Origin of the sequence: Dorea chungnamensis, from assembly GCF_039832125.1 — a bacterium.
Classification (GTDB): Bacteria; Bacillota; Clostridia; order Lachnospirales; family Lachnospiraceae; genus JAFBIX01.
In genome coordinates, this window is sequence record NZ_JBDOHT010000010.1 from 23,566 (window position 1) to 48,324 (window position 24,759).

Annotated in this window: 23 protein-coding genes; 2 read left to right on the plus strand and 21 right to left on the minus strand. The window is 39.9% G+C overall.

Going from position 1 to position 24,759, the window contains the following annotated elements:
• Positions 1-10: 10 nt before the first annotated feature.
• Genes ABE613_RS09880 through ABE613_RS09920 form a run of 9 tightly spaced genes read right to left on the minus strand, consistent with a single transcriptional unit; the run spans position 11 to position 8,374 of the window.
• A complete protein-coding gene (locus ABE613_RS09880; protein ID WP_347376275.1) occupies positions 11-559 on the minus strand; it encodes a Holliday junction resolvase RecU in 549 nt (182 codons plus the stop codon).
• Positions 517-1,521 carry an RluA family pseudouridine synthase gene (locus ABE613_RS09885; protein ID WP_347376276.1) on the minus strand — a complete coding sequence of 335 codons (1,005 nt, stop codon included), beginning with the start codon at positions 1,519-1,521 and terminating at the stop codon, positions 517-519. Before ABE613_RS09885 ends, ABE613_RS09880 begins: the two co-directional genes overlap by 43 nt.
• Before the next feature lie 26 nt (positions 1,522-1,547).
• Positions 1,548-2,123, minus strand: coding sequence for a hypothetical protein (locus ABE613_RS09890; protein ID WP_347376277.1), 576 nt, complete (start codon positions 2,121-2,123; stop codon positions 1,548-1,550).
• Positions 2,124-2,141: 18 nt separating this feature from the next.
• Positions 2,142-2,921, minus strand: coding sequence for an SDR family NAD(P)-dependent oxidoreductase (locus ABE613_RS09895; protein ID WP_347376278.1), 780 nt, complete (start codon positions 2,919-2,921; stop codon positions 2,142-2,144).
• An 18-nt stretch (positions 2,922-2,939) separates the two neighbouring features.
• Complete coding sequence (locus tag ABE613_RS09900) at positions 2,940-4,835, minus strand: YgiQ family radical SAM protein (RefSeq protein ID WP_347376279.1); 1,896 nt, start codon at positions 4,833-4,835, stop codon at positions 2,940-2,942.
• A 2-nt stretch (positions 4,836-4,837) separates the two neighbouring features.
• Complete coding sequence (locus ABE613_RS09905) at positions 4,838-5,506, minus strand: HAD family hydrolase (protein WP_235231554.1); 669 nt, start codon at positions 5,504-5,506, stop codon at positions 4,838-4,840.
• A 1-nt stretch (position 5,507) separates the two neighbouring features.
• The gene (locus ABE613_RS09910; protein ID WP_235231494.1) at positions 5,508-6,224 is read right to left on the minus strand and encodes a pseudouridine synthase; all 717 of its coding nucleotides are present in this window, start codon (positions 6,222-6,224) and stop codon (positions 5,508-5,510) included.
• A complete protein-coding gene (locus ABE613_RS09915; RefSeq protein ID WP_347376280.1) occupies positions 6,224-7,603 on the minus strand; it encodes an RsmF rRNA methyltransferase first C-terminal domain-containing protein in 1,380 nt (459 codons plus the stop codon). The genes ABE613_RS09910 and ABE613_RS09915 overlap by 1 nt, the downstream gene beginning before the upstream one ends.
• A 57-nt stretch (positions 7,604-7,660) precedes the next feature.
• Entirely contained in the window at positions 7,661-8,374 is a 714-nt protein-coding gene (locus ABE613_RS09920) for a M23 family metallopeptidase (RefSeq protein ID WP_235231496.1), read from the minus strand.
• Between the two features lie 792 nt (positions 8,375-9,166).
• Between ABE613_RS09920 and ABE613_RS09925 the strand changes: the two genes are divergently transcribed.
• Positions 9,167-9,520 (plus strand): hypothetical protein, encoded by a 354-nt coding sequence (locus ABE613_RS09925; protein WP_347376281.1) that lies wholly within the window; start codon positions 9,167-9,169, stop codon positions 9,518-9,520.
• Here the strand turns inward: ABE613_RS09925 and ABE613_RS09930 are convergent.
• The 6 genes from ABE613_RS09930 to ABE613_RS09955 form a co-directional block, all read right to left on the minus strand.
• Positions 9,506-10,135 (minus strand): ATPase, encoded by a 630-nt coding sequence (locus ABE613_RS09930; protein ID WP_235231499.1) that lies wholly within the window; start codon positions 10,133-10,135, stop codon positions 9,506-9,508. The genes ABE613_RS09925 and ABE613_RS09930 overlap by 15 nt on opposite strands.
• On the minus strand, positions 10,128-10,631 hold the full coding sequence (gene coaD / locus ABE613_RS09935) for a pantetheine-phosphate adenylyltransferase (protein WP_347376282.1): 504 nt from the start codon (positions 10,629-10,631) through the stop codon (positions 10,128-10,130). Before coaD ends, ABE613_RS09930 begins: the two co-directional genes overlap by 8 nt.
• Positions 10,625-11,194 (minus strand): 16S rRNA (guanine(966)-N(2))-methyltransferase RsmD, encoded by a 570-nt coding sequence (gene rsmD / locus ABE613_RS09940; RefSeq protein WP_235231501.1) that lies wholly within the window; start codon positions 11,192-11,194, stop codon positions 10,625-10,627. Before rsmD ends, coaD begins: the two co-directional genes overlap by 7 nt.
• Positions 11,195-11,281: 87 nt before the next feature.
• Complete coding sequence (locus tag ABE613_RS09945; protein ID WP_347376283.1) at positions 11,282-12,997, minus strand: ABC-ATPase domain-containing protein; 1,716 nt, start codon at positions 12,995-12,997, stop codon at positions 11,282-11,284.
• Between the two features lie 15 nt (positions 12,998-13,012).
• Complete coding sequence (locus ABE613_RS09950) at positions 13,013-13,714, minus strand: pentapeptide repeat-containing protein (RefSeq protein ID WP_235231503.1); 702 nt, start codon at positions 13,712-13,714, stop codon at positions 13,013-13,015.
• Between the two features lie 15 nt (positions 13,715-13,729).
• Positions 13,730-14,266, minus strand: a complete 537-nt coding sequence (locus tag ABE613_RS09955; RefSeq protein WP_347376284.1) for a prolyl-tRNA synthetase associated domain-containing protein — start codon at positions 14,264-14,266, stop codon at positions 13,730-13,732.
• A gap of 132 nt (positions 14,267-14,398) precedes the next feature.
• On the opposite strand from ABE613_RS09955, the gene ABE613_RS09960 reads away from it, so the two are divergent.
• Positions 14,399-14,989, plus strand: coding sequence for a Maf family protein (locus ABE613_RS09960; protein ID WP_235231555.1), 591 nt, complete (start codon positions 14,399-14,401; stop codon positions 14,987-14,989).
• 47 nt (positions 14,990-15,036) lie between these two features.
• Here ABE613_RS09960 and ABE613_RS09965 read toward each other — a convergent pair whose 3' ends face one another.
• The 6 genes from ABE613_RS09965 to ABE613_RS09990 all read right to left on the minus strand — a co-directional run bounded on the left by ABE613_RS09965 (position 15,037) and on the right by ABE613_RS09990 (position 24,745).
• The gene (locus ABE613_RS09965) at positions 15,037-16,263 is read right to left on the minus strand and encodes an aspartate aminotransferase family protein (RefSeq protein WP_347376285.1); all 1,227 of its coding nucleotides are present in this window, start codon (positions 16,261-16,263) and stop codon (positions 15,037-15,039) included.
• A gap of 287 nt (positions 16,264-16,550) precedes the next feature.
• Positions 16,551-16,727 carry a 30S ribosomal protein S21 gene (gene rpsU, locus ABE613_RS09970; RefSeq protein ID WP_004054229.1) on the minus strand — a complete coding sequence of 59 codons (177 nt, stop codon included), beginning with the start codon at positions 16,725-16,727 and terminating at the stop codon, positions 16,551-16,553.
• 157 nt (positions 16,728-16,884) lie between these two features.
• On the minus strand, positions 16,885-19,539 hold the full coding sequence (gene alaS, locus ABE613_RS09975) for an alanine--tRNA ligase (protein ID WP_347376286.1): 2,655 nt from the start codon (positions 19,537-19,539) through the stop codon (positions 16,885-16,887).
• 163 nt (positions 19,540-19,702) lie between these two features.
• A complete protein-coding gene (locus ABE613_RS09980) occupies positions 19,703-21,214 on the minus strand; it encodes a 4Fe-4S dicluster domain-containing protein (protein WP_347376287.1) in 1,512 nt (503 codons plus the stop codon).
• Positions 21,215-21,325: 111 nt separating this feature from the next.
• The gene (gene asnA / locus ABE613_RS09985) at positions 21,326-22,333 is read right to left on the minus strand and encodes an aspartate--ammonia ligase (RefSeq protein WP_235231508.1); all 1,008 of its coding nucleotides are present in this window, start codon (positions 22,331-22,333) and stop codon (positions 21,326-21,328) included.
• A gap of 24 nt (positions 22,334-22,357) precedes the next feature.
• Positions 22,358-24,745, minus strand: a complete 2,388-nt coding sequence (locus ABE613_RS09990; RefSeq protein ID WP_235231509.1) for a homocysteine S-methyltransferase family protein — start codon at positions 24,743-24,745, stop codon at positions 22,358-22,360.
• Between the last annotated feature and the right edge of the window lie 14 nt (positions 24,746-24,759).

The following is a 24,759-nucleotide window of genomic DNA, read 5'->3' on the forward strand; positions in this document are numbered from 1 at the left end:
AAGCATTTTCCTACTCTTTGTCAAGTTCCTCTCTCAGTTCCAAATCTAAGTTTATTGCGTCGAGATAAGGGACGTAACATCCATGATGAAATTCCATAAAAAACCGGTCATCCAACTCTTCCAAGCGAAAACTTTTTCTGCCGCCTTCTTTTGCCCTCTTCCAGAACACCAACAATTCTTCAAGGCGCATATAATATAAAATATTTTTCGCTGAATAATAGATTAATATAAAAGCAATTCCATCCTGTTTTTCAAAATTAATCATGAACTGAATCTGATGCTCATGAATATTCTGCAGTGGAAATGTATCCGCCACACATTCCTTTGCGTCAAAACACACAGGGATGCCTTGAACTACTCCAATATAATCAATCGTACTTCTCTGATCAAAATATGCCAACGTAATATGACGATGTTCCTTATCCATTTTTACCGGCGTGATTGGTGTCGGAATCTTCTGCATCAACGCCAGTCCTTTTTCCAGATACCATTCATTGGTCCGATTGACCATCTCTTCTAATGTTGAACCTCTAAGGCCTCTTGAGTTCCATGTTGCCATGCTGTCTCCTTTATTACTTTCCAAAATTCTGTCGGTACTTTCGCTGTATAAGTTTTTCTCGAAACATCTTCAAACGGAGATGTCAGCTCTGGAAATTCAAGCTGATATGCATGCAGCAGCTGAGATGTAACCTTATACTTTTTCCGAAAAGAATCATTCCAGACACAATCTCCATACTTGTAATCTCCCAAAAGTGGGTGTCCTTCAGATGCAAGATGAGCACGGATCTGATGAGTTTTTCCGGTAATCAGATGAACACGCAGCAATGTCATCGAATCATTCCAGGCAATCGGAACATATTCTGTCTCAATCGGAACATCACCAGACTTACTTACCGTTACTTTATTCGTTCTCTCATCTTTTTGAATATATCCATAAATATGCCTGGGCTTTAGAATTCTTCCTTTTACAATGCACAGATAATACTTTTTCAATGTTCTTTCTTTCAAAAGATGTCCCATGGTCTGTAGACAAATGAGTGTCTTTCCAGCCACAATCAATCCGCTGGTATTGCGATCCAGTCGATTACAAATAGAAGGTCTGAATGTCTTCAAATCCTCTTCGCTGATTTCTTTCTTATTAATAAGATATGATATCACATATTCTACTACAGAAACATCACTCTTTTCAGCCCTTTGTGACAACATACCAGAAGGCTTATTGATTAGCAGTATCTGTTTGTCTTCATATACAATATCCAAAGGAACAGATTCTATTCTATCGACAGAAGAATTCTGGACTGGAGAAGAAAACTTTTGAATTGTTTCATCAGCCAAAAATAACTTCACACTGTCTCCAACAGATAATTTTTCATTTCCCGTTGCTTTCTTACCATTCAGCACAATATTTTTCTTTCGAAGCATCTTATATATGAAACTGCCTGGTGCCTCACTTAAGTATTTTTTCAACAGTTTATCCAGTCTTTGTCCAGCTTCATTAGGTTTTATTACAATCTCTTTCATAGTAGTCCTTTTTAGAAACGCTTATATTACATAGAAATACTTAAGATAATATTCTTAATTTCTCGTTCTTTCTTCCTTGAGTTCGGCTTATCGACCGCCGCAATATTATTCATTCCCTCTGCCCGCGATAAAAACGCAACATAATCATGAAATATTTTCACCGTCATCTTATCATATCGATGATTTTTTAAAATATTCTTGATATGCTTTGCAAGTGCTGTTTCATCCGTCTTAGGGCTGCTCGTATAACCACATACTATATGGTCTGAGATTACGATTGCATCAACCGGCATTACTTTTTCACTGCTTGTGATGACCATATCATAAACTTGTGTGAGAAGATTAGCTTTCTCATGAATTTCCTGATATTTTTCCGGCTCAATACTCTTATGCGGTGCCATTGTAATAAACTCAACTAACATCTTTGCTGCCGGAAGGCAGCCTACAACCGCAATTACCGTAAACAAATTCAAACGTGTTTTTGTCTGTACATATCCCAGTACAAAAATTGCAATTACAATTCCAAATTCCAGAATAGACCAAATCAGATATTTTGTTTTTTGTGATTTGATATACCCCGGATGCCCTTTTTCAATTTTCATCTTTAGGTACACTCCCTGCTATATTTCACTTATTTTGTTTGCAGCTCCCATAATATCAGTTATCCATGTATATGGCAGCAGTTTCGTCAATCCCCTTGCGCTCTTCATTGCGTATCCATAGACAGATACAGGTTTTTTCCTCACAGAATCCATGAGTGCCAATTTTACCACTTCTTTAGAAGACACTTTCACAGATGATTTAAAGGAATTTGGCAAAGATCCTGAGCGTTCAAAAAATTCTGTATCAACAGGTCCCGGACATACGGCTGTTACAAAAATGCCCCTACTTTTCAGTTCTGTTCTCAACGCCAGCGACAAACTGTACACATACGATTTCGAAGCCGCATACACAGCAAATCCAGGCTGCGGAGCAAAAGCAGCCGCAGATGCAACATTAAGAATTCTACTTCCCTTCGAAAAATAAGGCAGACAGATTTGAATCATTTTTGTCAACGCTTTACAATTCAAATCAATCATTCCACTTTGTTCTTTTATATCAACCTTTGCAAAGCATCCCATCTTGCCATATCCTGCTGCATTCACAAGCATGCGAACATCTGCCTGATGGCGATCCAATTCTCTTTCCACTCGTTCAAATATATATTCTCTTTGAAGATCACCGTCAAATGTTCTGACCGGAAACGTCAATTGTTCCTGAAGCTCTTTTAAACGTTCGGTTCTCCTAGCTACTACCCATAATTCATCCAGATTCTTATATAATCTCGAAATCTGGCAGGCAAACTCTCTTCCCATTCCAGAGGATGCGCCTGTTATAATTGCGATTCTCACTGCAATCATCTCCTTGTATATCTGTTATTATTTTGTTTTCTTTTTGTGAACATTGCGAATTGCTTTTTTCTTTTTCGGCTTGCCTTTTTGATTCCTGTCATTCTTTTGGTTCGGAATAAAATCAGAATGTCTTGGACGTATCAGACAATGCTTGTCATATCCGACCAGATCCATTCTTCCTGCTTTTTTCAAAGCTTCCAGTACCAAATCATAATTCTTTGGATTACGATACTGAATAAGAGCTCTCTGCATCGCCTTTTCATGAGGATTTTTCGGCACGTAGACAGGTTGCATATCTCGTGGATCCACACCCGTATAATACATACATGTAGATATCGTCGACGGAGTCGGATAAAAATCCTGCACCTGTTCTGGCATATACCCAAGATCTCTCAGATATTCCGCTAATTCAATTGCTTCCTTCATCGTTGAACCCGGATGCGAAGACATCAGATACGGCACCAGATACTGTTCTTTGTGAATTTCTTGATTAATCTTTTTATATTTTTTTACAAAAGCCTGATAAACGCTGTTTTCAGGTTTTCCCATCTTCTGAAGAACTGCATCCGACACATGTTCCGGTGCAACTTTTAACTGTCCACTTACATGAAATTCACACAATTCTCGAAAAAATGTATCATCTTTATCTGCCATCACATAATCAAATCGAATTCCCGAACGAATAAATACTTTTTTAACATTTGGCAGTTCTCTTAATTTTCTTAGTAATTGAATATAATCCTGATGATCCGCTTTCAGGTTCCTACATGGACGTGGGAACAAGCACTGCTTTTCCTTACATACTCCTCGAGTCAACTGCTTTTCACAAGAAGGATATCGAAAGTTCGCTGTAGGTCCCCCTACATCGTGTATATAGCCTTTAAAATCCTTATCCCAGATAAACTGTCTCGCTTCAGCCAGCAGTGATTCGTGACTCCTTGTCTGCAGAATTCTTCCCTGATGAAAGGTCAATGCACAGAAATTGCAGCCGCCAAAGCATCCACGATTGCTGATTAGGCTAAACTTCACTTCTGAGATTGCCGGAACCCCTCCCATCGCTTCGTAAGAGGGATGGTAAGTACGCATATAGGGGTAACTGTAAATTCTGTCCATTTCTGCCTGGCTCAATGGTCTGGCCGACGGATTCTGAACCACATAGAGATGCTCTTCATAAGGCTCTACCAGACGTTTTCCCACGAAAGGATCCGTATTACAATACTGTGTATAAAAACTTCGGGCATAGTTCAGCTTGTCCGCTTTTAAATCTTCAAAACAAGGAAGTGTAATCGCATCATATACACTATCCAGATTCTTAGCTTTATAAACAGTTCCTGGAATAAATGTAATATCTTTGACATCAATTCCACTATCCAACGCCTCAGCAATCTCTACAATAGATCGTTCTCCCATTCCATAAGACACCAAGTCCGCACCCGAATCCAAAAGCACCGACCTTTTTAAGCGATCAGACCAGTAGTCATAATGTGCCAGACGTCTTAAGCTTGCTTCAATTCCTCCCAAAATAATCGGTGTCTTCTTATATACCTGGCGAATCAGATTACTATAAACAACCGCAGCATAATCGGGCCTCTTTCCCATAACGCCGCCAGGGGTAAATGCATCTGTTTTTCTACGTTTCTTGGATACCGAATAATGATTCACCATAGAATCCATATTACCGGCAGAAACAAGGAATCCTAATCTAGGCTCACCATATTCCATAATGCTGGATTTATCCTTCCAATCCGGCTGAGCAATGATTCCTATCTTGAATCCATGTGCCTCCAGAACACGTGTAATAATTGCATGGCCAAACGATGGATGATCCACATATGCATCTCCAGATACATAGACGAAATCTACCTGCTTCCAGCCACGAGCTTCCATATCCTGTCTGCAAATAGGCAAAAAACCTTTTTCCATTCTTAAAGCACCTCATAAGTTTCTTTTTTTATTTCATCAAAACTAAATATATAATAATCTGCAAGTTCTCGTTTTTTTGCTTCTTGTGGTCTTGAAAAATCATCATCCACAGCGCATACTTTCATCCCGGCATTTTTTCCTGCCAGAATTCCCATTGGAACATCTTCAAAGACCAGGCACCGCTTTGGATCTACACCTAATTCCTGAGCAACCCTAAGGTATACATCGGGAGATGGCTTCCCGGCTGAAACTTCACAGGCACTTCGAACCACATCAAACAGTTCTGCCACATTCAAAGCTTCCAGTGTATCATCTGCAAGCCCTTTATCATTACTCGTGGCAATGCCAATTTTTTTCCCAAGGTTTCGCATCTCCAGAATAAATTCATAGACACCTTCTTTCAGAAATACTTGTGTCATATATTTATCATGCGCCATATCCATCCATTCATCCATAACCTGCTCTCGTGTACAATTCAGCTGTGGGTATGTATCCAGAAAAAACTGGGCCACTTCAATATAACTCTTTCCTTCCATGTCTTCATGGAAATTTTCAGGCTTTGTCAAATGATATTTTGCCAGATAATCATCATCAATAGATGGCCAGATCCACATAGAATCTACCAATGTTCCATCTAAATCAAATATAATTGCATCAACATCTCTAAGCATCTTAGTAGGCAATCTCTTCCAACTCCTTCTCCGTAAGCGGCCGATATTCTCCTGGTTTTAGGTTTTCATCTAGCTGAAGCCGTCCCATACTTTCTCGTCTAAGATAGATAACCTCTTTTCCCACAGCTTGAAACATACGCTTCACCTGATGGTACTTACCTTCCTGTATCGTTAATAATATCTCCGATTCTTCGCCACTTTTCAGTATTTCCAATTTTCCCGGTCTTGTCCACTCTTCTTTTTCACAAGTTCCGATATTCACTCCTCTGGCAAACGCCTCTACATCATCCAGTGTCACTTTCCCCGAAACTTTCGCGAAATAGATTTTATCTACATGTTTTTTAGGAGACAACAAACGATGAGATAACTGCCCATCATTCGTGATCAGCATCAGTCCCTCTGTATCTTTATCCAATCTTCCAACAGGGAAAAGATCCTTTCTCTTTTTTCCCCGAATCAGTTCAACGACCGTCTTATCCTTCCCATCTTCAGTCGCAGAGATGACCCCAGCCGGTTTATTCAACATATAGTATTCGAAAACAGCATAGGAAATTTCTTCTTTTTCAAGGGTAACACAGTCTTTTGTTTCATCCACTTTTAATTCCGGCGATTTTATAGTGTTCCCATTTACAGCCACTCTTCCCTGACGAATATATTTTTTTACTTCCTGGCGTGTCCCGACCCCCATATCCGCCATATACTTATCCAAACGAATCATCAACACAGCCTCCATCCCGGCAAATATTTATTTTTAAGAGTTCCATTTGTAAGCTTTCCCCATCCAAGCGGATAACCATCCACACATACAAGCTGCCATCCCTTTTTACTGGTTCCCGTCAGATCTTCGACGTCCACTGTTTCTCCCTTTAAATACCTCGCAACTCTGCAATCTTGCGCCGCCAGATCAATGCAATGCGCATACTCTTCTTTTTTCAGGCACATAGCAAAAGCCTGACTTGGTTCAAAACGATTTTTTTTCAACTCCCCGAGCAACAATCCTGTTCGTAAAAAACGAATTCCTCGAACATCCGGAAGATCTTCCGGCATATAGTAGATTCGTTCTCCATGAATATCCAGGCGTGAGCTATCCAACTCCCAAAAGACATCTTTCATAAACTTTTCCAGATCCTCAGGAATTCTTTTGGCATTGTTCTTTTTTAATTTTAATTCTTTTTCCCGCAATGAGTCTCCCTTTTGCAAAAGAGCTACATAATGTCCCTCACCTTTCATTTTGTGAGGAAAAATTCGCACAGTTCTTTTAATATCTTCTATCTTTCCTTCTGTAAACTGTGGCATTCCCTGGCAGAATCCTTCGTATGGTAAAACATCCAAAATCCGAAACTCTGGATATTTTTCAAGCAACTGTTCAATAATTCTTTCATTCTCACGGCTATCGAACGTACAGGTCGAATAGAGCATCATTCCCCCTGGTTTTAGCATTCTTGCAGCCTGAAGGATAATACTTTTCTGAATATTACTAAAGAATTCTGGTCCATGTTCTTCCCAGGCTTTTACCATTTTTTTATCCTTGCGGAACATTCCTTCTCCAGAACACGGAGCATCTATAAGGATTTTATCAAAATATTCTACGAAATAATCTTCCAGCCTTCCCGGTTCCTCGCTCAATACCAATACATTTCCAATTCCAAAAACTTCAATATTTTTCAAAAGGCCTTTCGCTCTGGAGCTACTGATATCATTCGCGACAAGTACTCCTTGTCCCTGAAGCTTTGCTCCTAATTCTGTAGCCTTGCCTCCAGGTGCTGCACAGACATCCAAAACTCTGTCCCCTGGCTCAACAGGGAGCCGATTGGCCGGTGTCATTGCACTTGGCTCTTGCAGATAATATAATCCAGCAAAATAATACGGATGCTTGGCAGGAGATATCCGGTCCCCGTCATAATAAAATCCATTCTCTATCCACGGAATCGGTGTAATCTCAAACGGACATATTTTTTGAAATTCTTCTACAGAGATCTTTCCCGTATTGACACGAAGACCATAGTATCTTGGCTCATCATAGCAGGCAATATATTCATCAAACTCTTCACCCAAGAGTTCTTTCATCTTTTCTTCAAACACACTAGGCAGATTCATTATTCTTCCTCCATATTTACATACATAGCTTAGTATAACATATTCTTTCGTATAACTCTAGAAATAAGCATACTTTAATTTCTTATTTTCCAAAGAACGCAAAACGTAATATGGATTCACACTAATCTCTTCCCCGTCCTTATATGAATAGATTCCTACATGAAGATGTACAGCGAATTTGCCTTTTGTACCTTCCGGGCCATATCCAGAATCTCCCATATATCCCAACAGTTCCCCTGCTATCACTTGTTCTCCTTCTGAAATCCCGGCATAAGAGTCCAGGTGGGCGTAGTAATAATAAGTACCACTCTCTGATGTTATGCCAATTCGATATCCTCCTTTTTCAAGCCATCCCAAGTTTGTGACAGTTCCATCCGTCATACTCACTACTGGATAGATTCCCCTTTCATTGATCGATGCCATAATATCGGTCCCTTCATGTCCAGTTGTTCCTTTGTATTTACGCTCCATCATCCAGCTGTCTGTATAGGATGTTTTCAGTGACTTATCCACAGTCGATTCGGGAATTGGAAAATAACTCACTTCTTTTTCCACATTTTGGAGTAATGTTATACACTCATCCGATAAAAGCTCTTCTTTTTCTCTCATAGATGACGAAAAAAAATCCCTTCGATATTCTGTATCTTTGATTGTTTTCTTTTGTAGACCATAATACTTTCCCATTTCCATAAGACGACCTGTTTCCAACACAGTAAAAAGAGAGAGCAAAAACAATAGAACTATAATTTTTCGTGTTTTTTTCTTTTTCATAAAAAAACTCTTTTTAATCACTATATGAACAGGACCAGTCCCCTATTCACCAGGGAACCGGTCCTATAAAATTTTAAAATATAAAAATCTTTTATTTACAGTTTTTGAGAATTCATTATTCCTTATAGCGAATCTTTCTTCATAAAACATCTATGCACTCCATAGAATAAAACAAAAGCAATTTTCCGGTGTCCCAATATGTCAATTCAACGTTTTCTGTCTACACTATCCGTCCTTCTTCTGTTTCTTTCCATGCTAATTTTTCCACAAGGTGTATTCCAAGGGGCAAGCTCTGGAATTCTTCTGTGGTTCAATACAGTACTTCCTACACTCCTCCCTTTTATCATACTGTCTAATCTGTTGCTTCGTACTCCGGCTATCGACTGGATCGCCAGCTTCACAGCTCCTTTTATGTGCAGATTCTTCCATGTATCCTCATATGGTGCATTTGCGATTTTAACGGGTTTTTTATGTGGTTATCCAATGGGAAGCAAAGTAACTGCTGATCTCCTGAAACATAATTATATTTCAAAGAATGAAGGGCAATATCTACTTTCATTCTGCAATAACACAAGCCCGATGTTCATTATCAGTTACATTGTCTGGCAGAATTTGCAAAATAGTGCCTTAACACTTCCTGTTTTATTTATCCTTATGCTTTCTCCTATATTTTGCAGCTTTTTCTTTCGAAGATTCCACCAGATTCCTTTCAAAACATCAACATCCGTTCATCCGTTTTCAAAAGTCCATTATGGCTCAGAGACTCTTGAAAACCTTATAGACAAATGTATCATGGACGGATTTGAAACAATCACAAAAGTTGGTGGGTATATCATGCTTTTTTCTATTCTTATAGCATTAATAGAATATATTCCTTATCACTCTGTTCTCATCACTTCCATTATTTTACCATCACTGGAAATTACAACAGGAATAAAGATTCTATGTTCCGCACCAATCAGGCCGAATACCCAGATTGCATTCGTTCTCACCCTCACTGCATTCGGCGGATGGTGCTCTGTCGCTCAGACAAAATCCATGATACACGGGACTGGTCTTTCCATTCTTCCTTATATAATAGAAAAGCTGATTACCGCATTGGTAACCAGCCTGTTTGCTTCCATCTATCTGTTACTGTTGATCTAATTCTTCATCATCTATCTCATATTCCATATCCGAACCCTGGTCGCCATACTCTGCTTCCAATCCACGGGATGACTGCTCCGGTATCTCCAATTCTGAACGATTGTTGCGAACCATGTCATAGCATTCCTGCAAAGAATTCACAAGACCATCATACTTGGTTGTATAGCTATCCAATGTATGACCGATAATGCTTTCTGCATTCGCCAACAAATCATCCGTGTACTGCAATGCGCCAATTCGAATATCATTAGCATCACTAGTTGCATTATCCAGAATCTGCTGTGCCTGTTCTGTTGCTGCCGTAACAATCTCATTAGCCTGCGCATACGCCTGCTGCATGATCTCATGTTCACTGACAAGCTCACTTGTATGAATCTGTGCTTCTTCGATCAGGCTGTCTGCTTTTGCCTGGGCATCTGCAAGGATTGCATCTTTATTTGCAATAATTTTCTGATATCTCTTAATCTCATCCGGTGTCTTCATGCGTAGCTCACGAAGCAATTCATCCATCTGATCTTTATTTACAATAATTTTCGATGTAGATAACGGCTGGAACTTACAACTGTCGATATACTCTTCAATCTCTTCAATAATCTGTTCAATACGGCTACTCATAATTTACACTCTCCTTTTTTTGATTCATCTTCTCTTCTATTCTGTCTGCAACATAGTCTGGTACAAACTGAGAAATGTCCCCTCCAAAAGCTGCCACTTCTTTTACCGTGGTAGAACTTAAATATGAATACTTCAAATTAGTCGTCAAAAATACAGTCTCTACATCCGGTTCCATCTTATGATTTGTCTGAGCCATCTGCAATTCATATTCAAAATCTGTAATCGCCCTCAATCCACGAATAACCATTCCTGCATCCATCTTACGGGCAAAATCTACTAACAGCCCTTCAAACGGAATTATCTTTACATTTGGCATATCTTTTGTTACTTCATCTAACATTCTAACACGTTCTTCTACGGAAAACAACGGACTTTTTGCTTTATTATTCAAGACTCCGACAATTAATTCATCCACCAATTTTGCAGATCTTTTTATCACATCCAAATGTCCAAATGTTACCGGATCAAAACTTCCCGGATATATTGCTCTTAACATATGTCTTTCCTTCCTGCCGACTCAATAAATACGTGTTTATTCGTCTTATACTCTTTGGTTTTAATAATAGAAAATCCCAGATCTTCCACATAGTCAAATTCTGTATTCTTAGATGCCTCAACAATAATAACTCCATCTTCTGCCAACAGGCTGGAATCTGACAAATATTCTAAAACTCTTCGTTCAAATTCATGTCCGTAAGGAGGATCCATAAAGATATAGTCAAACTGCTTTTCCCCCTCTAACTTATATAATGCTGTCATTACATCCATCGACATCGTCATTCCCTTAGATTCCAAATGCGTACGTTTCAAATTGTCCTTTACGCACGCCATTGCTTTTGGATTCTTTTCTACAAAGACAGCCTCCATGGCACCTCGACTCAAAGCTTCGATTCCGATACCTCCACTTCCTGCAAACAAATCCAAAAATATGCAATCATACAAATATGGTGCAATCATATTGAATAATGTCTCTTTGATTCGATCTGTCGTCGGTCTGGTATCCATACCGTCCAATGTCTTTAACGTAATTCTTCTTGCACTTCCTGCAATTACTCTCATAGAAATAACCCCTTATACTTATGCAACTTTCTTGTCCATTATAAATTTCTAACAAAAAAAAGTCAATTCATTCCCAAACAGATGATATTATTTTTTTCCATATGTTCCCAGATGGCGATAGCGATTCAGACATGCATATATCTCTTGCTTTCTTGGCATCGCCATATTCCCCGGAAGATATCCTCCGTCAGATACTATTCCAAAACCCTGATGAACCAGTTTTTTATATAGTTCTTCTACTATATATCCCAAAGTCTTTTCACCATCAAACACATTCTCCTCAAGATATTTCACAATGTATCCTAGAGATGTCAATTGTTCCACATCCATCAGTTGCTCCACATATCTCAAATCTATCGTCTCATGATTAAGCATTACGCCATCCCGGCCTAATGTTTTTAGCTTAATTCTTCCTCGCTTCCTCAATCCCTGATTGACTTGAATCTTTCTGTCAAAAGAAGGCATCACTGGTTCTTCTTCCGGTAACTGAAGTTTTGGATAATTCTGTGCTGCATTTTTTGCAATTGCCGTGATTTCCCTTGGCACATAACGATCCATCTGTATAATAATATCGGCCACTTGAAAATACGCTCCAGAACTGCCTGCAACAAGAATTGTTGAGATTCCAAACTCTCCATAAAGATCCCTCACTCGTTCAATAAATGGAGTAATTGGCTCCATATCCCTGTGAATGACTTGCTGCATCAATTCATCTCGTACCATAAAATTTGTAGCACTCGTATCCTCATCGATCAAAAATGTCTTCGCACCAGCTTCTATACTCTCCACCACATTGGCCGCCTGGGAAGTACTTCCGCTGGCATCTTCCGTAGCAAATGTCACCGTATCTTTACCATTGGGAAGATCATTAATAAACATAGAAATATCTGTATGCCTGATACTTCGTCCATCTTCCGCTCGAATCTTCATCGCAGTAGGATCCGTCACGACATATTCTCTTCCATCACCAGCAATATGTGGATACACACCGGCTTCTAATGCTTTTAAGAGTGTAGACTTCCCATGATAGCCTCCACCTACAATCAATGTGACACCCTTTTGAATACCCATTCCAGTAATCTTTCCCTTATGAGGGAGATTCATCTCTACCTTCACAGATTCTGGTGAACGAAACGGAACAGCTCCCTTCATAGGACGCTGTGACACTCCAGATTCCCGCGGAAGGATCGAACCATCCGCCACAAAAGCCACCAGGTTATACTCCTCCAGATGAGACCGAATATATTCCTGATCTACCGACAGTTCCATGACCTTTTGGACTTTTTGTTGATCCAATCTGTTATAATATAATGTTTTTCCCACACATACCGGGAGAAAATCATAGAGAATTTTTATTAATTCTCTGGCATTAATCGTACGGCCATTCGCCGGAAATCCGACCTCAAACCGAACTATGATATCTCCCGTTTTTTCCTGTACAGTACAAGCTGTTCTCTCCAAAATCTCCTGACCACATCTGGAAACAGAAATCACACCGCTCTTGCCTGAACCTTTCGCCTGAAAAGAATATTGTTCAATTTGTTTTGCAAAAATACGAATCAAATGATCTTGAAGTGCAATTTTTTTATATTTCCGATCATACAATTCTGCCGGAAATCCAGCAACTTTTCCAGGTACTTTGATGCTTAATTTTGAGGGAGCCGCAAACGGATCTCCCTGCACATGATCAATAGATAATACATACGCCTGGAACTGATAAGTTCCCTTGGTATCCTTATAGGCAGGATAGCTTCTATGATCAATCTTATTCAATAATTGCCTTAAATCTTCTGCCGACTTCATCTATCCACTCTTCTCCTAATATTCTATTGCTTCTTCCCGTGTCATCCAAAAATGAATTCCTGTCGTCGAATCCATCCATCGATCCTCGTTAAAATCTATTACTTCCACCCATTGTCCTTTTCGATAGACAAAGTTCTCATCTACCAGAGACCAGGCTTCCTCGAACTCTTCTGTAGAATCAAAGCTTTTAATTGTCAAAACTTTTGCTTTATTACATCTACAAGATGGAAGTGTCGCCGATGTCCGTTTCGCGTCTGCCGGAATCAACAGCTGTACCAGACGGTCATTCACACATTTTTTATACCCTAGAATCGGTCCAGTCTCCGGACAATGCATGCGAAACCACTGGGTTCTGTCATCTGATAGAATCCCGTCTAATCTTGCATATTCCAGAACAGCCCCGAACAAATTAGCCCCACATATATTTGCCTCTTCAAGATCACAATACCGAAAAGATGCTGTCTTCATGTTCGCATTCCGAAAATCCGCCCCATGAAGCGGACATCCGTCAAATAATGCATTTTCCACGCTGCTATTGCAAAAATTCACGCCATTTAATATGCTGCCATGAAAAGAACTCAATGTAAAATCTATTCCACTTAAATTCCATCCGGTCAAATCTGCATGATGAATTTCCACTTCCCGGAACTCTAGTTTCTCGTCAGGCTTTTTCTTTGCAATGCTTTCTTTTAACTCATCTATTGACACACTACGCATAATAGCTATCCTCTTTTATAAATCTACGATTCTCGCTCTGTGATGGATCGCCGGAAGAAATTTATTCAGCAGATCTTTTGTCTTAAACTTAAGATGGCTGGTATTGATGCCAGGATTACATCCAAACCATTCCGATTCAGCCACTTCCTTATCTACGATTACCTGCACATAATCATCTTCATCCGTCAATAGACCTGCCACACTGGCAGACCCCGGCGTAGTACCCAGATGTTCCAACATCTTTTCCGGCGGAGCAAATGACATGTGAGACACTCCTAATTTTTTGCTGAAAGAGGAAGTATCAAATGCCTTATTTGCAGGCATGACCAGTAAGAAAAATGTTGTCTTCTTCTGGTTACATAAAAATACATTTTTTCGGATCTCTGTCCCAATTGCCTGATCAATCGCTGCGCACTCTTCCATAGATGCAGCCGGATCATTATCTACCTGCTCATATGGAATCTTTAATTTATCTAATGTTTCATACATCTTTCGTTCTAAAGGCATTCTTTCATCTGTTGGCGCAGATGTTCTGATTTCACTGATATACATAATCTATTCCTCCATATTTATCTTGTCCTTTTTTTAACATTATATCGAATCTCTATTATCTTTGCAATTTTTTTGCTATAATATTAGATAATTGTAAGTAATCCGCAGACATCTTTTAACAAAGGAGAACTAATCATGAAATATATACTCGCATCCGCCTCTCCCCGTAGAAAGGAACTCATGGAACAGGCGGGTTTTCGCTTTGAGGTAATTCCATCCATGGTGGAGGAGAGAATCACAAAAACAACACCGTCAGATGTGGTCATGGAACTTGCATTCCAGAAGGCACAAGACGTGTTTAAGCGCCATCAAAAATCTTCCGGTGGTCGACAAGACTATGTTGTCATAGGTGCTGATACCATAGTCGTATATCGCAATGAAATCCTGGGAAAACCAGCAAATAAATCCGAAGCCTTTGATATGCTGTCTATGCTGTCAGACCGAACACACCAGGTCTATACTGGTGTATCTCTGATTTATTTTCAAAATGGGCAGATTCACACCAACACTTTCTACGAATCTACCGATGTTACTTTTTGTCCGATCTCCCGTGAAGATTTGCATTCTTATATCGAATCCGGCGATCCATTGGACAAGGCCGGTGCGTACGGAATTCAGGGTTCATTTGCCATCCATGTAAAATGCATTAAAGGAGATTATAATAATGTTGTCGGTCTCCCAATTTGCCGATTATATCAGGAATTAAAAAAGAGAGTCAGATAGCATTTCTGTTATCTGGCTCATCTTTTGAGGAAATATATTTGATATGTCTATTTCTCGTATTTCTCAACAGCTTCTTCAATTGCTGCACGCATGATAAGCATCAATTCATCAATCTGTTTCTTTGTTACGATCAAAGGCGGAATCATACGATTTACTTTATCTCCGATCGCTGTGATAAGTGCCATACGATCCAGACATCCGTGTTTTACTTCTACTGCGATTGGAAGATCGTATTCACATCCAACCAGAAGTCCACGTCCTCTTGCTTCTACTACATGTGGAAGTTTTGCAAGTTCTTGCTTCATGTACTCTCCCATCTCTCTTGCATTTCCACTCAAATCTTTATCAAGAATTTCTGTCACTGATGCAAGACCTGCTGCACAGGCAACGCAGTGTCCGCCGTATGTAGAACCATGTGTTCCTTTTGTAAATGCTGTTGCTACTTTTTCAGTTGCACAACAAGCAGCCAGCGGCATTCCGCCACCAATGGCCTTTGCCATAGAAACTGCATCTGGTTTTACACCATATCCCATATATGCCATTGGAGCTCCGGTACGTCCCCATCCTGTCTGAACCTCGTCAAACAAAAGGAGCATATCATTATCATCACACAACTTACGCAATCCTTCTATAAATTCCTGAGTTGCAGGATGTACTCCACCTTCTCCCTGTACAGGTTCAATCATAATAGCGATAGTATTTTTTGTAACCTTAGAAGCGAAATCTTCCAGGTTATTATATTCAGCATAGCTGAATCCAGGAAGCATTGGCTTAAATCCCATCTGAATTGCGTTATCTGGTTGTCCTGTTGCAGACATAGCACCATAAGTTCTTCCATGGAATCCATGTTTTGCTGTAATGATGTGATATCTTTCTGGACCATAGTTATCAACACCATATTTTCTTGCCATCTTAATCATACATTCATTTGCTTCTGTTCCTGAGTTCTGATAGAAGATCTTATCCATACCGATGGTATCACATATCTTCTTTGCAAGAAGTGCCTGTGGAATAGTGTAAGGATAGTTGAATGTGTGCATAATATCATCCATCTGATCCTTGACTGCTTCTACAACCTTTGGATTTCTGTTACCTGCACTGTTAACTGCTACACCACCGTAAAAATCAAGATATGCGTTTCCTTCCTCATCATACAGATACATTCCTTCTGCTCTTTCTGCAATAAAGTCATAACGTTCATATGTCTCCACCATGTATTTATTTACGATATCTTTCAACTCTTGTGGTGTAAGACCCGTATCCTTTAATCTCATTGTAAAATCTCCTCTCTTCCATACATATTTATTTAAACTATAATTCAGGGCAAAAGAAAAAGGCACCGTATCTACGATACGGCGCCTTTGCCTTTAACGACTTAAAGTATATACCTACATTTTTTTATAGTCAATACCTTTTTTACATTTTTTCAAGATAATTTTTTAACATTTTTTACATATTTTCACATTCAAAACTGCCCATTTCACATACTGAAATGGTTCAAAAAGATCTGCTTGCCGAACTAAAAATAGAGTGTCATTCGACACTCTATTTATTGCACATATTAGTTATACTTACGTTTTCTAGCAGCTTCAGATTTTTTCTTACGTCTTACACTTGGTTTCTCGTAATGTTCTCTTTTACGAATCTCCTGCTGAATACCAGCCTTCGCACAGTTTCTTTTGAATCTGCGTAAAGCGCTATCTAACGTCTCGTTTTCTTTAACGATTACATTTGACATAGTCTCACACCTAACCTCCCCTCCAGTCCTATATTGTGCATCATACGACTGTTCGGGTATTTTTCTTGCACTACATTAGATTATAACACATATTTCCACTTCGTCAACATTTTTTTCGTTATTCTCATATATTTTATGTCAATTATATAACGAAGAACTATGCCAATTGTTGTTCCAGAACCTCTGCTGCTTTTGCAAGAGCCGCGTCAATGCCTGTAGGATTCTTTCCGCCGGCCTGTGCCATATTCGGACGTCCACCGCCGCCTCCGCCAACTAAAGCTGCTGATGCCTTGATCAGATTACCAGCATGTGCGCCCTTATCCATAGCCTCTTTTGTAGCCATTGCCATAAGACTTACCTTGCCTTCGTTAGCAGAAGCAAGTACAACAACTCCTTCACCTAACTTTTCTTTCAGTTGATCACCAAGGTCACGCAGACCATTCATATCTACACCTTCCACCTTTGTTGCCAACAATTTTATACCTTTAACTTCAACCACCTGATCCATTACATCACCAAGTGAATCCTGGGCAAGTTTACTCTTCAGGCTCTCTAATTCACTGTTCAATGCTTTATTATCAGACAAAAGGTGCTGAATCTTCTCAGCGAGCTGATCAGGATTTGCTTTTACAAGACTGGAAGCTTCCAGAAGTTTCTTTTCAAGTTCATCATAATATTTTAACAATCCTTTTGAAGTTAATGCTTCGATACGTCTAACCCCTGCGGCAACTCCAGTTTCTGACACAATCTTTAAAGCTGTGATCACTCCGGTATTCGCCACATGAGTACCACCACAGAACTCGACGGAAAAGTCTCCCATGCTTACTACACGAACGATATCGCCGTATTTTTCACCGAACAATGCAGCCGCCCCAGTCTTTCTTGCCTCTTCAATCGGCATATTCTGTGCTACTACAGGAAGGCATGCTGCAATCTTTGTATTCACAATATCTTCTACCTGTTTCAATTCCTCTTTGGACATTGCAGAGAAATGTGTAAAGTCAAAACGAAGTCTGTCTGCATTGACGGAAGATCCCGCCTGCTCTACATGAGTACCAAGCACCTGACGAAGTGCCGCATGCAGAAGATGCGTTGCACTGTGATTTTTTGCACACAGGCCACGATTCTCTTCTTCTACAGTCAATTCTGCCTCATCTCCAACTTTTACCATTCCTTTTGATACATGACCAATATGTCCGACCTTTGTTCCTGCAAGATGAATACATTCTTCTACTACGAATTCGCCATCTGCAGTCCTGATTACACCGATATCACCTTCTTGACCACCCATGGTAGCATAGAAAGGAGTCTTATCAACAATGATAGTTCCTCTTTCTCCGTCAGATAATGCATCTACCACTTCTGCGTCTGCTTTGGATGCATCGGTCGTAAGTGCAGTAATCTTAGAAGTAAAGATAAGATCTTCATATCCTACAAATTCTGTTGCAAGTGCGGGATCCAGTTCATCATATACTGTCGCATCTTTTCCGGACATCGCATGTGTACCAAAGGTACCTTCTGATTTGGCGCGCTGTTCTTTCTGTGCTTTTTTGAAACCTTCCTCATCATAAGTAAGCCCCTTTTCTTCCAGAATCTCGCTGGTCAGATCTATCGGGAATCCATAAGTATCATAAAGCTTAAATGCATTTTCTCCAGAAAGAACCTTTTCTTCATTTTTTGCCATCTCTGCTTCCATTTCTGCAAGAATAGACAATCCCTGATCAATAGTCTTATTAAACTGTGCCTCTTCTTTAGCAATAACATTAAAGATAAAGTCTTTCTTTTCTTCCAGTTCAGGATAACCATCTTTTGAACCGTCAATGACAGTCTGTGCCAATTCTACTAAAAATGCACCTTTAATATTCAACAATCTTCCATGACGGCAAGCACGACGAAGCAAACGACGAAGAACATAGCCACGTCCACTGTTGGATGGCATAATTCCATCAGAAATCATAAATGTCACAGAACGGATATGGTCAGTAACAACACGGATAGAGACATCCGTCTCATCATCTTTTCCATATTCTACGTCTGCAAGACGACAGACATGGTCACGTAAAGCCTTAATTGTATCAATATCAAACATGGAATCCACATCTTGTACAATACAAGCCAGACGCTCCAACCCCATACCAGTATCGATATTCTTCTGAGCTAATTCAGTATAATTATTGTGTCCGTCATTATCAAACTGTGAAAATACATTGTTCCAGATCTCCATATAACGATCGCATTCACAGCCTACTGTACAGTCAGGACTGCCGCAGCCATACTTTTCTCCACGATCATAATATACTTCAGAACATGGACCGCACGGGCCGGAACCATGTTCCCAGAAATTATCCTCTTTTCCAAACCGGAAGATTCTTTCTGCTGGAATTCCAATCTCCTTGTTCCAGATCTCCCATGCTTCATCATCCTCCAAATAAACAGAAGGATACAGTCTGTCAGGATCAAGCCCCACAACCTCTGTCAGGAATTCCCATGTCCAGTGAATGGATTCTGTTTTAAAATAATCTCCGAACGAAAAATTACCAAGCATTTCAAAAAAGGTACCGTGACGTGCTGTTTTACCTACATTTTCAATATCTCCGGTACGAATACATTTCTGGCAAGTTGTCACTCTTCTTTTTGGTGGAATCTCCTGTCCGGTAAAATATGGCTTTAATGGTGCCATTCCTGAATTGATCAACAATAAGCTCTTATCATTATGTGGCACCAATGAAAAACTTTTCATAGCGAGATGTTCTTTACTCTCAAAAAATTCAAGGAACATCCTTCTTAATTCATTTACTCCGTATTTCTGCATAACATCCTCCTGTTCCCTATTCATATGCATTCATGACCCATTCCTATATATGACCCATACGTATACATGAAATATTTTAGATTCTGTAAAATATTTAAATAACTAAGTTTTAATTATAAAGAGAAGCAAGCGGTTTGTCAACGCTCCGCTTGCCCCTTTGTAGTTACTTTAATTCAATTTCTTCTAATTCTTTTGGAGGTAATTTCTTTGTAGAACCATCTACGAACTCTTTTACCTTCTTCTGTGCTTTTGCAACCTGAAGATTGGTACCTGCACCTGCTACACATCCGCCAGGACATCCCATGCCTTCGATCAGACATCCATTCATTCTGCCAACCTTGGCCATAGATAATATCTTCTTACATTCTGCCAGACCTTCTGCATGTTCAATCTTAACTTCCACATCTGGATAATATTCTTTGACACACTGTTCAATTGCATCAGCAACACCACCTGCAACCGCATATCCACGTCCTGCACCCGTTGCATTATGGAAGGAAGATTCTGCTTCATACTCCAGAAGATCAATATCTTTTGCATCAAACATTGCCTGCAATTCTTCAAAAGTAATAACAAAGTCTACATCACTTCTTACCGTTCTTCTCATGGCTTCCAGCTTCTTCGCAGCACATGGCCCGATAAATACCACTCTTGCATTCGGATGTTCTTTCTTAATTGTACGGGCAGTTGCCACCATCGGTGTCAGTTCCTGAGAAACCTGGTCAATCATATCTGGGAAATACTTTTTCGCAAGCATCGCCCAGGAAGGACAACAAGAAGTTAATAAGAATGGCAATTCTCCGGTAGCTACTTTATGTACATAATGACGTGCCTCAGCGATTGCTCCGATATCAGCACCCAGTGCAACTTCATATACTTCAGAAAATCCAAGTTCCTGAAGAGCTGCTTTTAAGTTTCTCGGCGTAATATTATCTCCAAACTGTCCTGCAAATGCCGGTGCGATCTCCGCAACGATCTCATCGCCCTCTGTCAGAGCTCTTGCAAGTTGGAAAATCTGAGACTTATCAGAAATAGCTCCAAACGGACAGCTTACCATGCACATTCCACAGGAAACACATTTATCTACGTTGATTTTTGCACGTCCTTGTTCATCTGTTTCAATTGCAGAGACACCACACGCCTTTGCACATGGACGTTCCTTTTTTGAGATTGCATCATATGGACAGACTGTTTTACATTTTCCACAGCTAATACACTTCTCCTGATCGATAAAAGAACGACCATTGACCATAGAGATCGCGCCTCTTGGACAGACTTCCATACATGGATGCGCCAGACAGCCTTTACACATATTGCTGACTTCATATCCTTTCTCCTGACATCCTTCACAGGCTGATGGAATCACCTGCATAAGCGGCGGTTCATAATATTTATCTGAAATGTTGCTGGCTTCCACACCTGCAGTAAGATGAACCGGTTTGTTTTCTGGACGCAGAGATAAGCCCATTGCAAGACGAAGACGCTCTCTTACTACTGCACGTGCACGATAAACACTCTCTCTGTATTTAATCGTATCATCATTCACGATTTTATATGGAATTGCTTCCATATCATCATTCAGAGTATCTGCATTCGCCTTAAATCCCAGTCTGGCAACTTCCTCAAATACTGTTCGTCTGAGTTTTCTAACTGTCGTGTCCAATCCTCTCATCATAGTTCTCATATCCTCCTGGTATAACGTATCATTTTTACAGATTCAACTATAATTATTTGTTAATGAATTGTCAACCATTTCTCTTGTTCCTATTTTAAAACATTTTCTTAATTAGAGAAGGAAGATATTATGTTGTCTGCAAGTCTCCCGCATCTCTTTTGGCCAGATACTTGCCTGTACTTCTCCTACATGTGCACGATCCAAAAGGAGCATACATAATCTGGATTGTCCAATACCGCCGCCGATTGTATAAGGCAATTCTCCATTCAACAGCATCTGATGATATGGAAGATCTTTTCTCTCCTCGCATCCTGCCTTTTTCAGCTGCTCTTCCAGTGATTTTTCATCAACACGGATCCCCATACTGGAAATCTCCAAAGCACTGTTCAGATTCTCAAACCAGAACAGAATATCTCCGTTTAACTGCCAGTCATCATAATCAGGTGCACGTCCATCATGGGGTTTTCCACTTGCCAGTTTATCTCCGATCTGCATTAAGAATACGCAGCCATATTCTTTGGTAATCAAATTTTCTCTTTCTTTTGGCGTTTTATCCGGATAACGATCCTCTAATTCCTGAGAGGTGATAAAGAACACATCATTCGGAAGTTTCTTTACGGCATTGGGATACTTATACCAAACCTCATGCTGCATATGCTTGATGATTTTAAAAATAGTTCTCACAGTTTCTTTTAGAGTATCAATATTTCGTTCTTCCTTCGTAATAACCTTCTCCCAATCCCACTGGTCCACGTAACAGGAATGGAGGTTATCCAGTTCTTCGTCCCGGCGAATGGCATTCATATTGGTATATAACCCTTCTCCTGGCTGAAAGCCATACTCATGCAAGGCCATACGTTTCCATTTTGCAAGGGAATGTACCACCTCTACAGTCTCTCCGGGAATTCCAGCAATATCAAACTGTACAGGACGTTCCACACCATTCAGGTTATCATTCAGTCCACTACTCTTTTCTACGAACAACGGTGCTGAGATTCTCTCGAGATTCATTTCCTTCCCTAATTCTTTCTGAAATGTATCACGAATGTACTTGATTGCCTCCTGCGTTTCTCGCACACCCAGACGGGGATCATATTTTTCTGGTAATATTAATGACATATTCTTCTTCCTCTTTTCCTTCTTTTATTCTTCTGAAAATACTCTCTGTGCATAATACACTGATTGCATTGCATCTTTCCCATAGAAATCGGCACCAATCATATCCGCATAATCTTGATTCAGCACTGCCCCACCAACCATAACTTTACATTCTGGCTTTTTCTGATGCAGAAGCTTAATTGTATCTTCCATGCTGACAACCGTGGTCGTCATCAATGCACTCAAACCAATCAGCTTGACATCTTCCCGGATTGCACAATCTACAATCGTTTCCGGTGGAACATCCTTTCCAAGATCAATCACATCAAAACTGTAGTTTTCCAGCAATACTTTCACAATATTTTTCCCTATATCATGGATATCTCCCTTTACCGTTGCCAGAATCACTTTATCTTTTTTCTGAACATCTCCGCCGTTCTGGGCAAGGACATCTTTCAGCACCGCAAACGCAATCTTCGCTGCATCAGCACTCATCAACAATTGCGGTAAAAAAATGGTTCCTTTCTCAAAACCCTTTCCTACAACATCCAAAGCCGGAATTAAATGTTGATTGATAATCTCCAATGGTTCTTGGGACTTTAACAATTCTCTGGTTGCATGATGAGCTTCTTCTTTTAATCCTTTTTCAATTGCAGATTTTAGAGTAAGCTCTGAAGACATTATTGATGTCGTAGAGATTTGCTGATTTCCATATTTTTGAATATATTCCTCACAATTTTCATCATAATTCATCAATGCGCAAAAAGAATAATAAGAACGCATCATATCTTCGGAAGATGGATTAATAATTCCTGCACTCAGACCATTCTGCATTGCCATAGTATAAAAATTGGAATTAATCGCCGGACGATAAGGAAGTCCAAAAGAGATGTTGGACACCCCCAACACTGTGCATACACCGTATGCTTCCCGTACCCCTTTTAATGCCTCCAATGTTACCTTTGCGCCATCTGGTTCAGAACTGATTGTCATTGCAAGGACGTCAATGACAATATCTTTTTTCTGAATACCATATTTTTCTGCTTCTTTTATAATCTTCCCAGCAATCTTAATCCTTCCTTCTGCAGTATTAGGAATTCCTTCTTCATCAATGGTCAGTCCAATCACCACACCACCATATTTTTGAATCAAAGGAAAAACCTGATCCATAGATTCCTGCTTGCCATTCACAGAATTTACCATCGGTTTCCCATTATATATACGCATCGCAGCTTCCATAGCTTTAATATCTACCGTATCAATCTGTAATGGCAGACTGGTTACACTCTGTAGCTCAGTAATAACTTCTTTCATCATGGCAACTTCATCTATATCCGGAAGGCCGACATTAACGTCCAGAATATGCGCACCTCTGTCTTGCTGTGTGATTCCTTCTTTCAATATGTAATCCATATCGTGTTCTTTTAAAGCCTGTTTGAACTTCTTTTTTCCGGTCGGATTAATTCTCTCTCCGATGATCATAGGCTTCTGCCCTAACAAAACCGCTTTTCCATAAGAAGATACAATCGTTTTATCTGTAGGAACCGGTCTTTGCAGCTGACGGCTCTGAACACCTTGAATCATGACACGGATATGTTCCGGTGTAGTACCACAACATCCACCGATCACACTGGCTCCTAATTGCAGAACTTTCTGCATCGTTTGCGCAAATTGTCTTGGAACTACATCATAGTATACTTCACCATCCCTTTGTTTTGGAAGTCCTGCATTCGGTTTTACAATGACCGGAATAGAAGTGTACTCCATAATCTCACTTAGAATCGGGAGCATCTGCTCAGGCCCCATTCCACAGTTAATTCCTAATGCATCAACTCTTAATCCTTCCAACATAGCAACAACTGACGGAACATCTCCGCCTGTCAAAAGCTTTCCTTTTTCATCAAAAATCATTGTTGCAAATACCGGCAAGTCTGTATTCTCTTTTGCGGCGAGAACAGCTGCTTTTACTTCATAGGTATCACTCATAGTCTCAATATGAATCAGATCCACACCAGCATCTTCTCCATATTTTACCACTTCTTTGAAAGCCTCGTAGGCATCTTCAAACGCAAGATCCCCCATCGGCTTCAGCAGTTTACCAGTTGGTCCTATATCCAATGCCGTATATACTTCTCGTCCGTCATGCACTCCTAAAGATGCTGCTTTTTTTACATTCGCTACAGCAGCTGTCACAATATCTTTTAATGCATATTTTGAATCATGGAATTTTAATGCGTTAGCACCAAAAGTATTCGTCAGAACAATGTCACTTCCCGCCTCATAATATTGACGATGAATATCAACGATTTCTTCTGTATGTTCCAGGTTCCATACTTCTGGAAGTTCTCCTGGCTTCAGTCCTTTCGACTGAAGCAAAGTTCCCATTCCACCATCAAAATACAATAATTCTTTTCCCAGTCGTTCTAATAACATTCGTCTTCTCCTTT

Excerpts from the sequence above, each read along its gene's own strand:
- ABE613_RS09945 (WP_347376283.1), bottom strand. The coding sequence starts at position 12,997 with ATGAAGTCGGCAGAAGATTTAAGGCAATTATTGAATAAGATTGATCAT.
- alaS (WP_347376286.1), bottom strand. The coding sequence starts at position 19,539 with ATGCAGAAATACGGAGTAAATGAATTAAGAAGGATGTTCCTTGAATTT.
- ABE613_RS09930 (WP_235231499.1), bottom strand. The coding sequence starts at position 10,135 with ATGAGTAGCCGTATTGAACAGATTATTGAAGAGATTGAAGAGTATATC.
- ABE613_RS09920 (WP_235231496.1), bottom strand. The coding sequence starts at position 8,374 with ATGAAAAAGAAAAAAACACGAAAAATTATAGTTCTATTGTTTTTGCTC.
- ABE613_RS09925 (WP_347376281.1), top strand. The coding sequence starts at position 9,167 with ATGGACGGATTTGAAACAATCACAAAAGTTGGTGGGTATATCATGCTT.
- ABE613_RS09880 (WP_347376275.1), bottom strand. The coding sequence starts at position 559 with ATGGCAACATGGAACTCAAGAGGCCTTAGAGGTTCAACATTAGAAGAG.
- ABE613_RS09900 (WP_347376279.1), bottom strand. The coding sequence starts at position 4,835 with ATGGAAAAAGGTTTTTTGCCTATTTGCAGACAGGATATGGAAGCTCGT.
- ABE613_RS09885 (WP_347376276.1), bottom strand. The coding sequence starts at position 1,521 with ATGAAAGAGATTGTAATAAAACCTAATGAAGCTGGACAAAGACTGGAT.
- ABE613_RS09905 (WP_235231554.1), bottom strand. The coding sequence starts at position 5,506 with ATGCTTAGAGATGTTGATGCAATTATATTTGATTTAGATGGAACATTG.
- ABE613_RS09895 (WP_347376278.1), bottom strand. The coding sequence starts at position 2,921 with ATGATTGCAGTGAGAATCGCAATTATAACAGGCGCATCCTCTGGAATG.
- coaD (WP_347376282.1), bottom strand. The coding sequence starts at position 10,631 with ATGTTAAGAGCAATATATCCGGGAAGTTTTGATCCGGTAACATTTGGA.
- ABE613_RS09990 (WP_235231509.1), bottom strand. The coding sequence starts at position 24,745 with ATGTTATTAGAACGACTGGGAAAAGAATTATTGTATTTTGATGGTGGA.
- ABE613_RS09890 (WP_347376277.1), bottom strand. The coding sequence starts at position 2,123 with ATGAAAATTGAAAAAGGGCATCCGGGGTATATCAAATCACAAAAAACA.
- ABE613_RS09950 (WP_235231503.1), bottom strand. The coding sequence starts at position 13,714 with ATGCGTAGTGTGTCAATAGATGAGTTAAAAGAAAGCATTGCAAAGAAA.
- rpsU (WP_004054229.1), bottom strand. The coding sequence starts at position 16,727 with ATGTCAAATGTAATCGTTAAAGAAAACGAGACGTTAGATAGCGCTTTA.
- ABE613_RS09980 (WP_347376287.1), bottom strand. The coding sequence starts at position 21,214 with ATGATGAGAGGATTGGACACGACAGTTAGAAAACTCAGACGAACAGTA.
- ABE613_RS09965 (WP_347376285.1), bottom strand. The coding sequence starts at position 16,263 with ATGAGATTAAAGGATACGGGTCTTACACCACAAGAGTTGAAAGATATC.
- rsmD (WP_235231501.1), bottom strand. The coding sequence starts at position 11,194 with ATGAGAGTAATTGCAGGAAGTGCAAGAAGAATTACGTTAAAGACATTG.
- ABE613_RS09915 (WP_347376280.1), bottom strand. The coding sequence starts at position 7,603 with ATGAATCTGCCTAGTGTGTTTGAAGAAAAGATGAAAGAACTCTTGGGT.
- ABE613_RS09910 (WP_235231494.1), bottom strand. The coding sequence starts at position 6,224 with ATGATTCGTTTGGATAAGTATATGGCGGATATGGGGGTCGGGACACGC.
- asnA (WP_235231508.1), bottom strand. The coding sequence starts at position 22,333 with ATGTCATTAATATTACCAGAAAAATATGATCCCCGTCTGGGTGTGCGA.
- ABE613_RS09955 (WP_347376284.1), bottom strand. The coding sequence starts at position 14,266 with ATGTATATCAGTGAAATCAGAACATCTGCGCCAACAGATGAAAGAATG.